Source organism: Methylomonas sp. TEB (genome assembly GCF_047777895.1).
Lineage (GTDB): Bacteria > Pseudomonadota > Gammaproteobacteria > Methylococcales > Methylomonadaceae > Methylomonas.
Map to the genome: position 1 here is coordinate 1,441,257 of NZ_CP180476.1, position 14,597 is coordinate 1,455,853.

Annotated in this window: 15 protein-coding genes; 10 read left to right on the top strand and 5 right to left on the bottom strand. The window is 54.9% G+C overall.

The features are described from left to right. Positions 1–4 precede the first annotated feature (4 nt). The 5 genes from ACMXD4_RS06580 (at position 5) to ACMXD4_RS06600 (ending at position 5,560) form a co-directional block, all read left to right on the top strand. Positions 5–670 (top strand): response regulator transcription factor, encoded by a 666-nt coding sequence (locus tag ACMXD4_RS06580; protein ID WP_415880219.1) that lies wholly within the window; start codon positions 5–7, stop codon positions 668–670. Then, positions 670–1,992, top strand: coding sequence for an ATP-binding protein (locus ACMXD4_RS06585; protein WP_415880220.1), 1,323 nt, complete (start codon positions 670–672; stop codon positions 1,990–1,992). The genes ACMXD4_RS06580 and ACMXD4_RS06585 overlap by 1 nt, the downstream gene beginning before the upstream one ends. 127 nt (positions 1,993–2,119) lie before the next feature. Next, on the top strand, positions 2,120–4,399 hold the full coding sequence (locus ACMXD4_RS06590) for a TonB-dependent receptor family protein (protein WP_415880221.1): 2,280 nt from the start codon (positions 2,120–2,122) through the stop codon (positions 4,397–4,399). Between the two features lie 117 nt (positions 4,400–4,516). Beyond that, positions 4,517–5,068 (top strand): HupE/UreJ family protein, encoded by a 552-nt coding sequence (locus tag ACMXD4_RS06595; protein WP_415880222.1) that lies wholly within the window; start codon positions 4,517–4,519, stop codon positions 5,066–5,068. A gap of 123 nt (positions 5,069–5,191) precedes the next feature. Then, positions 5,192–5,560: a hypothetical protein gene (locus tag ACMXD4_RS06600; RefSeq protein WP_415880223.1), complete on the top strand. Its 369-nt coding sequence runs from the start codon at positions 5,192–5,194 to the stop codon at positions 5,558–5,560. A 269-nt stretch (positions 5,561–5,829) separates the two neighbouring features. Here ACMXD4_RS06600 and ACMXD4_RS06605 read toward each other — a convergent pair whose 3' ends face one another. The 5 genes from ACMXD4_RS06605 to ACMXD4_RS06625 form a co-directional block, all read right to left on the bottom strand. After that, positions 5,830–6,309, bottom strand: coding sequence for a hypothetical protein (locus ACMXD4_RS06605; RefSeq protein WP_415880224.1), 480 nt, complete (start codon positions 6,307–6,309; stop codon positions 5,830–5,832). Positions 6,310–6,456: 147 nt separating this feature from the next. Further along, positions 6,457–7,083 (bottom strand): hypothetical protein, encoded by a 627-nt coding sequence (locus tag ACMXD4_RS06610; protein ID WP_415880225.1) that lies wholly within the window; start codon positions 7,081–7,083, stop codon positions 6,457–6,459. Next, entirely contained in the window at positions 7,080–7,469 is a 390-nt protein-coding gene (locus tag ACMXD4_RS06615) for a copper resistance CopC family protein (protein ID WP_415880226.1), read from the bottom strand. The genes ACMXD4_RS06610 and ACMXD4_RS06615 overlap by 4 nt, the downstream gene beginning before the upstream one ends. A gap of 9 nt (positions 7,470–7,478) precedes the next feature. Further along, the gene (locus tag ACMXD4_RS06620; protein ID WP_033155796.1) at positions 7,479–7,898 is read right to left on the bottom strand and encodes a hypothetical protein; all 420 of its coding nucleotides are present in this window, start codon (positions 7,896–7,898) and stop codon (positions 7,479–7,481) included. Positions 7,899–7,909: 11 nt separating this feature from the next. Beyond that, positions 7,910–8,488 (bottom strand): hypothetical protein, encoded by a 579-nt coding sequence (locus ACMXD4_RS06625; RefSeq protein WP_415880227.1) that lies wholly within the window; start codon positions 8,486–8,488, stop codon positions 7,910–7,912. A gap of 128 nt (positions 8,489–8,616) precedes the next feature. Between ACMXD4_RS06625 and nikR the strand changes: the two genes are divergently transcribed. From nikR to ACMXD4_RS06650, 5 genes are all read left to right on the top strand, one after another. After that, complete coding sequence (gene nikR, locus ACMXD4_RS06630) at positions 8,617–9,084, top strand: nickel-responsive transcriptional regulator NikR (RefSeq protein WP_033155586.1); 468 nt, start codon at positions 8,617–8,619, stop codon at positions 9,082–9,084. A gap of 165 nt (positions 9,085–9,249) precedes the next feature. After that, entirely contained in the window at positions 9,250–10,686 is a 1,437-nt protein-coding gene (locus tag ACMXD4_RS06635; protein WP_415880228.1) for a HupE/UreJ family protein, read from the top strand. Between the two features lies 1 nt (position 10,687). Beyond that, positions 10,688–12,904, top strand: a complete 2,217-nt coding sequence (locus ACMXD4_RS06640; RefSeq protein ID WP_415880229.1) for a TonB-dependent receptor — start codon at positions 10,688–10,690, stop codon at positions 12,902–12,904. 10 nt (positions 12,905–12,914) lie between these two features. Next, positions 12,915–14,024: a HupE/UreJ family protein gene (locus ACMXD4_RS06645; protein ID WP_415880230.1), complete on the top strand. Its 1,110-nt coding sequence runs from the start codon at positions 12,915–12,917 to the stop codon at positions 14,022–14,024. Positions 14,025–14,039: 15 nt separating this feature from the next. Beyond that, positions 14,040–14,579, top strand: a complete 540-nt coding sequence (locus tag ACMXD4_RS06650) for a hypothetical protein (RefSeq protein ID WP_415880231.1) — start codon at positions 14,040–14,042, stop codon at positions 14,577–14,579. Positions 14,580–14,597 lie beyond the last annotated feature (18 nt).

Sequence of the window (14,597 nt, forward strand, 5' to 3'; positions counted from 1 at the left end):
ATTTATGCGTCTGCTACTGGTCGAGGACGATCCGGCCTTTGCTTTGCCGCTGGCGGCTGATTTGCTCGGCGCCGGCTATATCGTCGACACCGCAGCCGATGGCACGCAGGGCGAGTTCCTGGGCGCCACCGAACCCTACGATGCCGCGATTCTCGACCTGGGTCTGCCCAAACTGGCCGGCCTGGAGGTGTTGAAATGCTGGCGCGCCGCCGGCAACCACATGCCGGTCATCGTCCTGACCGCCCGCGATGCCTGGCACGAAAAAGTCGACGGCTTCAAAGCTGGCGCCGACGATTACGTCTGCAAACCCTTCCATCTCCAGGAATTGCTGGCCCGCTTGCAGGCGGTGTTGAAGCGGGTGCACCATTTCAACCAAGCCAAACTAAAACTGTTCGGCGTTGAACTGGACGAAGACGAGCAAACCGCCACAGTAGCCGGCGGCGAGGCTCAGCCGCTGACCGCCATCGAATTCAGGTTGTTGCGCTATTTGATGCTGAATGCCGGCAAAGTGCTGAGTAAGGCGCAACTGGGTGAACACGTTTACAGCGAATCGGCCGAACCCGACAGCAATGTGCTGGAAGTCTACGTCAAACGTCTGCGCAAGATCGTCGGCAACGATTTAATCCACACCCGGCGCGGCCAGGGCTATCTGTTCGGTCTCAAGCCGTGATGTCCTTACGCAAGCGCTTGGGCCGCGGGCTGATTGCGGTGCTGGGGGCGATTTTTATCCTACATTGGCTGGCCGCCGACTGGATCATCCGTAGCGCTGCCGAAAAGCAGATGGCCAACCGCCTGGCCGACGACGGCTACTCGCTGCTGGAGTCTCTGGACTACAGCGACGGCGACCAAGTCACTTTCAATAGCTTCCATATCAGTTCGGTCTACAATCGCCGGTTATCCGGCCACTATTACCTGGTTAAGGTCGACGCCCAGGGCTACTCGTCGCCGTCTTTGCTGGATTTTCCGTTGGCGGTCGAGGCCGTCGGGCCTGAGCAGTCGATGCTGTACCATGCGGCCGGACCCGAGCAAACGCCGCTGCTGGTATTGACCTTGGGCGCGGTCCGTTTCGGCCATCGCATCAACATCAGCGTGGCCGAAGACCTGTCGGCGGTCGACCACGACATCACCGCCATTCGCGTTGCCTATTTGGGTTTGACCTTGCTGATATTGTTCAGCGCCATCGGCTTGCTGCGCTGGGACATCCAGTGCGCGCTACGTCCGCTGGTCACGGTACGCGCCGAATTGGAGCAGGTGGCCGGCGGCGGCAGACAACATATCGGCAGCGAGGTGCCGGCCGAAGTCCAACCATTGGTCGAGGAAATCAACCATTTGCTGGAACTGGTGGCGCGCCGCTTGCAACAGTCGCGCACCGCGATGGGCAATCTGGCGCACGCGCTGAAATCGCCGATGGCTCTGCTGCTGAGAACTGGTGAGGACTCGCACTTCGATGGCCGGCCGGACCTGCGTGCACGCCTGGATGAGCAAAGCCAAGCCATCCGCCATTGCATCGAACGCGAATTGAAGCGGGCGCGGATCGCCGGCGACCAGCAAGCGGCGCCAGCCTTCAACCCACATAGTGAAATCATTGCCTTAAAAAAGACCCTGCGGGCGATTTACGCCGACAAGCCGCTGGACATTCAAGTCACCGCACCCAAGCAACTTCTGCATTTCGACCGGGAAGACATGATGGAAATCCTCGGCAACCTGCTGGATAACGCCTGCAAATGGGCCAAGCAGCGGATTGATGTCGAGCTAACGTTGGCCGATGCCCTCGTCATCCGCGTCGCCGACGACGGCCCCGGCTGCCAGAGCGAAGACTTGGCCTACCTGACCCAACGCGGCCAACGCCTGGACGAATCGGTGCAAGGCCACGGCCTGGGTCTGGGCATCGTCGCGGACATTGTGACAACTTACCATGGCTCGGTTAGCTTTGGCCGCAGCAAAACCCTGGGCGGCTTTTTGGCGACGGTGACCTTGCCCTTGAATCGCTAGCCGCGTCGGCCTTACGGGATTTTCAGTTTCGATTCAGCTTGCTTGGTTACATTGCGCGGCGGTGCTGCATCTCCACCCGCCGGATCTGGGATGCAGTGTTAGCCCATTTTGAACCGAAGTGAATCCTATGCAAAAACAACATGGATGGCTGCCGACTTTGCTGTTGAGCCTGATGGCTCAGGGTGTAGCGATGGCCGAATCCGACCCGCAAACCAATTCATCCAGCAGCCAAGCAGAGACGCTATCCAGCGTCGAAGTCGAAGAAAGCGTCGAAAAAGCCGGGACCTTTTCCGGCTCCACGGCGGTGATCAGCAAAGACACTTTGGAACGCGACCAGGTGTTTACCGTCAACGAGGCCTTGCGCAAGGCGCCCGGCGTCTATGTGCGCGATGAGGAAGGCTTTGGTCTGCGGCCGAACATCGCCTTTCGTGGCCAGAACCCGTTCCGCTCCACCAAGGTGTTGTTCCTGGAAGACGGCATCCCGTTCAACTTCGCGCCCTACGGCGACAACGACATCTATTACCATCCGCCCATCGAGCGCTACGACGGCATCGAGATTTACAAGGGCGCCGACTTGACCCAATTCGGCCCGCAAACCATCAACGGTGCGGTCAATTATCTGACGCCCAAGGTGCCGGCCACGCCCGGCGGTTTCGTCAGCTTTACCGGCGGTAACCGCGATTACCTGAACGGTCATGCCCGCTACGGCGGCATGGCCAAGAACGTGCATGGTCTGGAGGCGGTCGGCGGCGTGGTCGATTACATCCACAAGGAAGGCATGGCAAACCGCGACAATACCTTTGCCGTGGTCGACGACGCCAACTTAAAAAGCATTATCGACTTCGACGCCCGCAACCGCTTGACGCTACGCGGCGACTTTTACCATCAGGACGAACAAGGCGCGGCCTTCGGTTTGACCGATGCCGAATACCGCAAACTGGGCGCGCGTTACAATCCGGACAAGAACGCCAATTTTACCAACGACCGCTGGTCAACCTCGGCCACCTACGAGCACAGTTTTAATAACGACGTGACCTTGGAAACCAGTTTTTACTGGTCGGCCTACGAGCGCAACTGGTGGCGGCAGCAGAATGAATTTCCGACCGAAAACCAGTGCGTAAGCCGAGGCATCCCCACTTATGTGCAAGACCGGGAGAACGGCATTCCGGTCGATATGGATTTGTGTAATTACAATTCCGGCCGCTTGCGCAACTACGAAACCTGGGGCGTGGCGCCGACCTTGCACGCCAAGCACGACCTGTTCGGCATCGAAAGCCAGTTGGACGCGGGTTTGCGGGCGCATTTCGAGAATCAGTATCGGCGCATGATTCGCGGCAGTACGGCGGATGCACGCGATGCGAGTAACCCCAACGGCGGCAGTTACGGCCAACTGACCGAGAATAACGAACGCTTTGCCGATGCCTATTCCGGTTTTGTGCAAAACAAATTCATCTGGAACGATTGGACCTTCACGCCGGGCGTGCGAGTCGAGTCGGTCAGTTATCAGCGCAAGAATCTGCTGAACGGGGCCCAAGGCCAAAGCAGCCTGACCGAAATCCTGCCGTCGTTCGCGATGACCTATGCGCCCATCGATAGCGCCGAGCTGTTTTTCGGCATTCACCGTGGCTTCGCACCACCCCGAGTGGAGGACGCGGTTTACAACGATACCGGCGGCTCGGCGGAAGTCGGCGCGGAGATCAGTTGGAACACCGAGTTCGGGGTCCGGGCCAGACCGGTGCGCGGCGTCAAAACCGAGCTGACCTATTTCCACAACGACTTCGATTCCTTAACCGTACTGGGCACGGTGGGCGGCGGCACGGTGCCGGTCGCGCAAGGCAAGGCCTTGTATGAAGGCATCGAACTGATGGCACGGGCCGACTTCGGCGATGTGTTCAACTGGACCCACAACCCGTATGCGCAGATTGCCTACATGTGGCTGCCAACAGCCGAGACCACGGCGGCCTTCCGTTGCGTGCCGTTGTCCAGTGGCGCCTATCCGGCGAGTTGCCCCGGCGGCCATGTGTTCGGTTCCGCCGCCGGCAAGCGCGCGCCCTACGCGCCGGAAAGCCTGTTGACCGCAACCTTGGGCTACTCGCATCCGACCGGTTTCGATGCCCACTTGGAAGCCGCCTTCGTCAGCGAGCAATACGCCGATTTTCTGAATCTGGACAGCGGCGCCGACCATCCCAACGGCCCGGCCAGCAGCGCGGCTTTGGGCGGCAGCTACGGCAAAATCAACGACTATGTGGTGGTCAACTTCGCCAGCTCGTACAAGGTGCGCAAGGATTTAACGCTGTTCGTTTCGCTGAAAAACATGCTGGACAACACCTACATCACCGACCGGGTGCGCGGTATCCAGTCCGGCATGCCGCGTCTGGTGCAGGCCGGGTTTAAGTACGAGTTTTAAAACGAAGAGCTTTGTACAAGAAATTGTTATGAATTATTTTTAATTTATCCTATTTCTGCTACGATGGCGGCTGTTATGGAAATTCTTCCCAGACTTGCCGCCATCGGAGACAGAAGCATGAATCAGAAACTAATTCGAAAGTTTCCCGTTTTGATGCTGGCGATCATGCCAGCTGCGCAGGCGCACCCGTTCCATTGGACCGGCGATACTATCGGTTTCCTCAGCGGCTTATTCCACCCTTTTTCCAGTTCGGATCATATTCTGACGATGTTGGCGGTGGGTATGTGGATATGCCGAACAGCTAGCGGCAAATCGGTTTTATGGCTGGCGCTGTTGTTCCTGTCCATGCTTTTGCTGGGCGGCGGTTTGACCCTGATCCCGTTTGAGATTGCCCACGCTGAAACGCTGATGTATGCGAGCGTGCTGATTTTGGGTTTGCTGTTGGCGTCGGGACGCAAATTGCACTGGGTTTTTTCGTTGCTGCTGATTGCTGCCGTCGCGGTGTTTCACGGTTATGTGCACGCTTTGGCTATTTGGCTGGATGTTGAAGCGCTGGGCTATACAGCCGGCTTCGCTTTGGCGACTTCAAGTCTATTGGCAATCGGCGTTGCCGTAAACCTGGGTATCTTGATGTCATTGGCTAAGCTGGTCGGCCGGATGCCTCAATAAATAGCCACGCCAAGCACTCGAAAATAATTTCAACCAAAGGAGTCGCCCGCTCAGTAGCGTTTAATCTCAGATCAGGACAATTTGCTTTACCCGTTACATTTCATTTTAACTAAGAGGAAACACATGACATTAAAGAAAATTTTTATCGCATCAACTCTGCTGGTTTCGATTCTGGGCTTTTCCGGTGCAACGTATGCAAAAGAAGCCCATAAAACCGTGCCAGAGGTGTTGAAAGAAGTGGATGCTCATATGCAAGCCGCTTTGGATGCGATTCCGTCCGCTGATTCGACAAAAATAGCCACGTTGATCAAGGAAGCGTCGCAAAGCGCCAGCGAACTTAGCGCCAACTATAAATTCGAATTCGAACGCGACAAAGTGGTTTTGAAATTGAAAAAAGCCAGAGAATCGGCTAAAAAGTCCGATTTTGCTGCTGCAGAACAAGAACTTAAAGAAGCCAGAGAAGGCTTTGCCGGTCTGACAAAATTCCAGTAATGGCATTTTGACAACACAAATATTTCATGTATGCAGTTTGGGCAGCTTGGGCTGCCCTTTTTTTGCGCGGAAGAAAAATACCGGAAGTCGCTGCCGACTGGGTCGGCGTGGGCAATTTAAGCGGCCGGAAAAAATAGCGCGATGAAGAAATAACGGGTCGTTTTACACAGGGATAGGCAAGAAAATGAACGTCAAAAAACGCCGATACCTCCCACTGTTATTCGAGTGTGCCAACTCCGGCGACGGCAGAAGTTGGCTTTTACTGTTGGTTAGAAAGCCTGGTTGGCAAAGGGGTTGAAACTGGGGCGTTGAACCACGTTAAAGCCAAATTCGGTGGCTTGGTGGCAGGCGTTGCAACCAGCGGTGAGCTTATCGTAATTGGCAATAAACTCAGCTTTGTTTTTGGCGTTTATCGCTTGTTCCAGCGCTGTGAGTGGCTGGTCGACATATTGGGCGATCAATTCCGGAATCGCTTGTTTGATCTGCTTATGCGTGGGGTGGTACTTACCGGCATCTTCCATGCCTTCGTGCAGTTCGTCGATTTCATAGGCCGCCAGTGCCCAGTTTTCGGCCTGACCGGCAAACCATAATTTGGCGTGGCGAGTGGCGGTTTGCGCCATGATTTCACCCAGGCCTGGTACGAAACCGGCGTCGGCGTGCTGTTCATCGTGGTGGTGATGGGAGGCACAGGCGGTTAGCGATAATACGCAAGCGGCCAGTATGGTCGATTTAAATCGGATCGGTGTCATAGGGGGTTCCTTTGCAAGACAGAGTGAAAGCAGGCTATTGACTACCGGTGGCCGCGACATACGCGGCGCGCCGGTATCTTTTCGTTCGGCCCGTAGCATGTGGTTACGGCAGGCAGGCCCGTTGTGGTCGGAGCGACGAAATCGGGGTTAACGCGGTGTATGAGCTGGATTGGGCTTTAGCCAGCGCGGCACGAAGTAGGCCGCCAGCGCTATCAATCCGCCCAGCAACCCCACCAAAATCCATAGGCTATTGCCGCTAGCGGCCGTTGGTTCGACAAGCAAACCAACGGTCAGAGGCATGTGTAGCGCGCTGATCTCCGGTGGCGTATGCAAGTCGTTGTCCTCTACGAACAACACTGCTTGGTATTTACCCGGCGTTTTAAAATCCACTGTCGTCGTCAATACGCCTTGCTTAACCACGGCCATCGGTAATTCGGCGATGGATTGACCGTCTTCGCGTAATATTTTCAATGCCACCGGCTTCTTGCGTACATCCAGATCCAGCAAATCGATCGCAATCTGAGTTTTGCCGACACGCGGCAGATCGACGCATTCGGCCTGAGGTACGGATTTGTCGTCCTTGGCACGATTAGGATCGATCTGGTAGGCGGCAAAATTGACCACGTAATAGTCATTGGTCAGCATGCAACCGTAAAGATCGTAGCTGCCGTTGGCGCCTTTGCGGTTGCCACCCAGCGGCACCGATGCCATAGCCAGTTGCAAGCCGGTCGCGAACAACAATAAAGCAGCGGAAAGTCGGCTGATACGGATCATGGTTTGGCCTCCCCGGGCGCCGATTCGGCGACGATGGAAAATTTGGAAACCCCGCTGACGATTAGCCCGTCTTCGGTAATCACCCGGTAGCGGGTGGCGTAAGCGCCAGGCGGCAATGTTTGGGTGGTGGCGGTTAGCCTATGGCGTTCGCCGAGGACTAGGCGGGCATCGCCGTTGTCCACTCGCTTGCCTTGCGCATTGACAACCACGACCGAAGGTGAACGCTCGCCGACGTTACCACTGAACCAGAATTTCACCGTGCCGTCGAAACCGGTCACTTCGGCGTTATTTTTGGGGTCGGACTTTAACAGCACGCCTTCGGCAAGGCTAATTGGGCTGGCCAATGCCAGCAACACCGGGATGAATGGATTTAAAAGCTTACGCATGGAGTTTCCTTAGGGCAGACCGAAGAAGCCGGCGATGAACAGTACCAGCGGATCAGATAAAGGGTGAAAGAAGCCCAAGGTTATCGCCGCCAGACTAATGACGAAAACCCGGGTCCAAGTCGTCAGATCCAAATCCTGTTTGCGCCAGAGCAAATGAAATGCCAGCCAACTTAATAACCAGACGCCGATAGCCAGGGTTTCCTTGCCCGTATACGAGCCTATGCTGCCGTCCGGGCCTTTGCCTTGCGACCCCGGAATCCAGTAGCCGAAGCTATGCACTAACTTGTCCAGGCCGGGCGACAATCGCGAAATATGGTGGCTGACCATCAAGGTCAAAAATGCCAATAATAGGGCCAGGCTGGCCGCTACCACCGGCCCGGAATAGAGGGGCTCGTTATTGGAATCGGTTTGGTTTTGATTATGTATCACGCGGGTCACCGTCAAACAAAGCGCAGTTTGGCCAGTACCAAGCCAACCACGAAGCCGATCATCAGAAAACTCCATGACACCAGGATTGTGATGCCGACGAAGCGGGTCAGGTCGCGGCGCATTTGGATCGATAGGCCGTAGTAGTACAGTGTCGCGGTTGCCAATAGCATCAGCGGAAACGGGAACAGCGAGACGAATTCCTTGAATTCCATCAGCACGTTATGAATTGTCGGCACATGAGCCAGTATCCAGTCGCGCGGGCCGTCTTGACCGCGGTAGCGCATATAAATCCAGTTGCCGCTAATCGCGCCGGCCAGATTCAGCAGGGTGGCGGCCAGCAGCCAATGGCGCAACGACTCAAGCCTGACGTGCATGCCTTTTATCAACGGAATGGCACGATGGGTAAGATAGGTGCCGACCACGACAGCGAGGATAGCGCTCACGCCATGCACGCCGGCCTTCAGGCTATAGTCGCTCGGATACCAAAAGTCGGAAGCCGTTAATATCAACAGCAGTGTTAAGGCAATACCGACTTGGCTGCGAATGACGAGTTTGCTGAAGTTGTCGTGTATGTAATGTCCCGCGGACATGAAAAATGCCTCTTGTTGTTTTAATCGCGCCGGCAGTGCGGCGGGTATCTATATCGGCGTAAACGCCAGCGAATCAGGGCTTTGCGTTATAATCGGCGATCCAATAACAATAACGACAGGAGCCGACTTTGGAACGTTTTACCATCTCTCTCAACGACGATTTGGCCGCCGAATTCGATCAATGGATTGCAGCGCGCGGCTACTCCAACCGTTCCGAAGCCGTACGCGATTTATTGCGCAAGGAAATCGAAACCAAGCGTCTCAGCAAGGATGAGGCCATCTACAGCATCGCCACGCTGTCCTATGTCTACAATCATCACGAACGCAATTTGGCCGAACGCCTAACCAGCCTGCAACACGACGCCCACGACCTAGTCGTGTCGTCCATGCATGTGCATCTCGATCACGACGACTGCATGGAAACCTTGTTTCTGCGCGGCATGACTCAACGAATTCGGTCGCTGGCAGACAAAATGTCCGCCGAAACCGGTGTGCGCCACGCATCGCTAAACTTGGTGCCGGTGAAAATGGCAATGTCGCATCACCAGCATGGTCACCACGATCATACTCACAGCCACTTTCATCCGCGTACTTGAAGGCCCGAGTTGGCGGCACGAGCAGTTTGCTGGTGAAGATAATAAGATATTTTATTAAATCTTCATAATTTTAAAAAATGTGACTTCTATCGTATGATGGTTTTCCGTTTTGTCCTACGTGGCGCATAGATCGAGCTTTAAGACCGATAAACCCAGATAAATCTCATGCAATTTCAGTTTCAAACCAAGCTAACAAAGTCAGCCCGCAGCCGTTTATGGCTCGCGTCGTGCCTGGCTTTGGCGTTTGGGTTGTTATTTCCGTTGCTCAATATTTTTGGCGGTTTGGACAATATCGGTTGGAACAATGGCTTCAGTCATCCCTTGGGGGGCTGGGATCACCTGCTGACCATGTTGGCGGTGGGGATCTGGGCTGCGCAATTACGCGGTCAAGCGATCTGGATGTTGCCGTTGGCCTTTGTCGGCGTGATGAGCTTGGGCGGATTGGCCGGCGCCGCAGGACTGACGATTCCCAGCGTCGAAGGCATCATCCTATTGTCCTGCGCGGTGTTTGCCGTGCTGATTACCCGCAAGATTCGTTTCAGCGCTAAGGTCAACGTCTTTATCGTCGCCTTTTTCGCGTTTTTCCACGGCTTTGCCCATGGCCAGGAAATATCCACGTCGGCTAGTTTGTTGTCTTACACGCTGGGCTTTATGCTGGCGACGCTGTTGCTGCACGGCGCCGGGATACTGGTGGCTAAATTGGTGGTGTTGACCGTTACCTGCTTGCTGACTTTGTTATTCTCGCAAGCCGCGATGGCCAGAGCCGCTGACGCCATGGTCAGCGACACCGGCAACATTACAACGCTAAATCAGAATACCAGTTCAACAGCGTTGAGCAACTGGACGGACTTATTCAATACCGGAGCGTTGGCCGAGCGGCCTGATTTTGAGCGGCAAGTAGCTGCGATGGGGCTGGATGATGCGGTTTCGGGCGGTCAAGCATTGGGTAGTCCGGCCGGATATTCGGCGACAAAGGCTTGCGCTACGGACGGTCAAACCCTTGGGCTCAGTGCTTCATTGAGCGCTTATTTGCAGAATCTGTCGGTGCTGTTCAAGGCTATCGTCGATTTCGATGGTCTGGCAGCACTGGGCAACTTACACTTCAGGCAGTTGTTTCCAGACATCAATCATACGCCGGGTACGCATTTGTCCAGCAGTGGCGTCGGTCGCACATCGCCGCCTGCCTATTCGAATTTCTTTGTTGTAAGCACCTCTTTTACTCTTCGCAAGTCCCCGGTTTCCACTGTTGAAGCGCCCCGTCTTCAACCGATTTTCGCCAGCACTCTCCTCGGCGATTTTAATACCCAATCATTTAACGAGTTACAGCCGGACGCTTTAGCGGCTGTGGTTTCCAGCAAGCAGTTTTCGCTCCCCGAGCCAGCGCTTTGCTCGGCACGTTTATTCCTCCCGGTTCATTCTCGCACTGTCGGCGTTCAACGGCTCATAGCGCGCGGTTTAGAAAATTCGACCGATTTCGGTCCAGGCAATACCCCCAAAACAATAACAACTAAAACAATAACGCACATCGAGGAAGACCTTATGCAACACCCTGCCGGCGCTTCGCGTCACCCATCGCCTTTACTAAATACCTCCCGGAGCTGAGATGAAATCCTGCAATACCTATTTCAAAAAGAAGCACCTGGTCATCGGCCTGGAAATTATTTTAGGTCTGGCCTGTGCGGATCTGAACGCCGCGCCTAATGCCGACACGGAATCTGTCGAACAAACGGCGCAAGAGACCTCGCAACAGAGCACAAAGAAAGCCAAAACCGCGAAAAAGGTCGAGAAGTCCGAAGAGTTGGAAGCAGTGCAAGTCGAAGAAGACGGCCGCGGCAGGAACCTGATCGGTATTGCGCCGTCGGCCTCGCAAGGCGAAGTCAGCCAGAAGCAATTTGAATACCGGCCGTTCTCGCGTAACGGCGAATTGGTCGAAGTGGTGCCCGGCGCCATTGCTACCCAGCATAGCGGCTCCGGTAAGGCCAACCAATACTTCCTGCGGGGCTTTAACCTGGACCACGGTACCGATTTCACGACCTACGTCGACGGCATCCCGATGAACATGACTACCCACGCCCATGGTCAAGGTTACATGGACATCAATAGCATCATTCCGGAGCTGGTGAAAAAAGTGGAATACGGCAAGGGGCCGTATTACGCGGAAGTGGGGGACTTCTCGGCGGCCGGTTACGCCAAAATGTTCAGTATGGACAAGTTGGATAAAGGCATCGCCAAATTTACCGCCGGTTCGTTTGATTACTACCGAACGCTGGTGGCCAATTCCCATAAACTCGGCGACGGCGATTTGCTGTATGCCGGCGAATTCAATCTCTACAACGGCGTCTGGGAAGTGCCGGAAGATTCGAAGAAATTCAACGGCCAGTTGCGTTACACGCTGGATCGCGGCGATTGGGGCATGGCGATTAACGGCAAGGCTTACACCAATAGCTGGACCGCCACCAACCAGATTCCGCAGGCGGCCATTGATAGCGGTGCCATCGGTCTGTACGGCAGCATGGATCCTACCGACGGCGGCGAGAGCAATCGTTATAGCGCCTCGGCCAGCTTCTGGAACCAGGGCGGCAACTGGAAAAACGACGCGAATATCTACGCGGTCTACACCGATTTGAATTTGTTCTCCAATTTCAGCGGCTTTACCCGCGGCGGCGACGGCGACCAGATTTTGCAAACCGAACGCCGCGTGCAAACTGGCGGTCATTTCGAACACACCCGCTATAACAAGCTGTTCGGCTTTGAAATGGACAACAGCATTGGCCTGCAATTTCGTAATGACCAGATCATGGACTTAGGTCTATACGAAACCACAGCCCGGCAGATCGTCAATACCGTCAGCAAGAGCAATGTCGGCGTGACCACCGTGGGCACCTATTTTAAAAACACCACCCATTGGCACGATAAAGTCCGCACTATCGCCGGCTTGCGCGGCGATTTCATCAACAATGACGTCGAAGTGCTGGCCAGCGGCAGTGGCACGGCTGAGACCAACGCCGCTAACTCCGGCAGCCGTGGTAAAGCCATGATCAGCCCGAAATTGAGTCTGGTAGTCGGCCCCTGGTACAACACCGAATACTTCGCGAATATCGGTTACGGCTATCACTCCAACGACGCGCGCGGCACCACGCTGCAAGTGCATCCGGTCACCGGCACCGAGTTTGACCCCGATGGCAATGCGGTTAGTCCGCGCATCCGTCCGGCCGCCTGGTCGCGCGGCGGCGAAGTGGGCGCGCGTACCAATATCATCCCCGGCTTGAACAGCACCTTTGCCTTGTGGTGGTTGCAATCCAGTGAGGAGCTGGTGTTCGTCGGCGATGCCGGAACGACTGAAGTGAATGGTAAATCGCAACGCTACGGTATCGAGTTTACCAACTACTATAAACCCACCGAATGGCTGACGCTGGATGCCGACTATGCGTTGACTACCGCGCAATTCAACAAAGCCCCGGATGGAGCGACCAATAAGTACATCCCCAATTCCGTGGGCCGGGTAATTAGTGCCGGCGCCCTGATCGAAGCCCCCAACGGCCTGTTCGGCACCTTGCGTTTTCGCCACTTCGGCAGCGTGCCGCTGGATGAATCCGGCGCGGTTTGGGCCGGCGATACCAACATCGTCAACTTGGGCGCGGGTTATAAGCAAAAGCAATACAAATTCGAGGTCGACATCTTCAATATTCTCGGTTCGCAAAGCAACGACATTGCCTACAACTACGAATATAACTATCCAAACGGTGTTTCTGGCGCTGGCTTGATGAAACATCCGGTCGAGCCACGTATGGTGCGCGGCACCATCACGGTCAATTTTTAAGGATAGCCTGATGAAATTTGCTTCAACCCACTTTGCTATCAGCTTGATTGCAGTGTTGTTAACGCTGCAATCCGCTGGGGTTTATGCGCATCCACCCGGTCTAAGTTCGCTGGATGTAACGATCAAACCCGCGCAACTCGATGCCAAGGTGACCTTCGCATTACAAGACATCGAAGCTTTTGCGCCGATGGACAGCGATTTGGACGCGGAGGTGACCGAAGCCGAGCGCGAAGCGGCCAAGCCGGCTATTGCCAAACTATTGGCCGAGCAACTGCGCGTGAATATCGATAGCCATGATGCTCTGCCCAGCGAACCAGGACAGGTCAGTTTCGACGATCAAAATAATGCGCGGGTGGAACTGCACTATGCGGGAGCTGTGCAAACCACTTTGCTGGTGCAGTCGAAGTTTTTGGCTTTGCTGCCCGACGGCCATCAGCAGTATTTGACGGTCAGGGACGCCAACGGCAAAGGGCTCAGCGAGAAAATGCTGGGCAAACACGACGATCAGATCAGTTTACCAATCGCCAACGCCGCGGCCGCGGAGTCCCCCCAAGCTCCGTTTGCGGCGTTCGGCGATTTTTTTAAACTGGGCATCGAGCACATCCTCACCGGTTACGATCATTTGCTGTTTTTGTTCGCGCTGTTGGCGGTCACTCACAGCTTTTGGCCGGCCTTGAAAATCATCACGTTCTTTACCGTCGCCCATTCCATCACGCTGGCTTGCGCCGGGCTTAATCTGATTGAACTGCCGAGCAGTTTCGTCGAGCCGTTTATTGCCGCGACGATTATCTACGTGGGTGTGGAAAACATCATCCGCGGCGACCATCCCAAGGGCCGGCATTGGCTAACCTTTGGCTTCGGTTTGATCCATGGTTTTGGGTTTGCCGGGGTTTTGCAGGAAATGGATATTTCTTCCGGCGATACCGGGATTTTGTTGCCTTTATTGTCGTTCAATTTGGGCATAGAAACCGGGCAAATCGCCGTGGCTGCCATCGTGTTGCCGATGATCTGGTGGCTGAACAATAAGATAGAGACAGCCGAGAAATTTTTGAAAGCCGGTTCGATTGCGGTCAGTTTGATGGGGGTTTTTTGGTTATTGGAACGCACCGTTCTCCAATAAGAAAAGGAATACGACATGAAAAGGACAAGGTTTTTTTATCTGGGATGGCTGCTGGTTCTGATCCAGTCGCCAGCATTCGCCGCAGGCAAATATCACTTTGAACCGGGCGACGCGGTTTTAACCAACTGCCGTGAAATTTACACCAAAGGCGTGGTCAAGGCCAAAGTCGATGACGGTTATACCGTGCATTTTCCTAAAGGTAGCGGTCCCATCCAGTGCCCGCCGTTTCGATGGCATGCCGAGTTCGTTCTGCCTTATCAATCGGTAGCGGAATATAGGCTGAAATTTTTGGGTGGCTTGAAGAACGATTTGCTATTCAAAGTTGGCGAGCCGGTTAGTTTTCGTTTCGATACTGACAGACGGGTTGTGAACAACCAAGCCACGATTGATATCGACGCGCAAATCACCGACATCAGCAGCAATGGTGCCATTGCGGTTAAATTGTTGAGCACCAGCCCGGAAGCAGCCGCCACCTTTTGGCAATGGGTGGGCGGTAACTATGTCGATCTGCGTCATAAATCGCTTGAACCGGAGAGAGCGAAGCGGTCCCGATAAAATTTCAATAAACACATA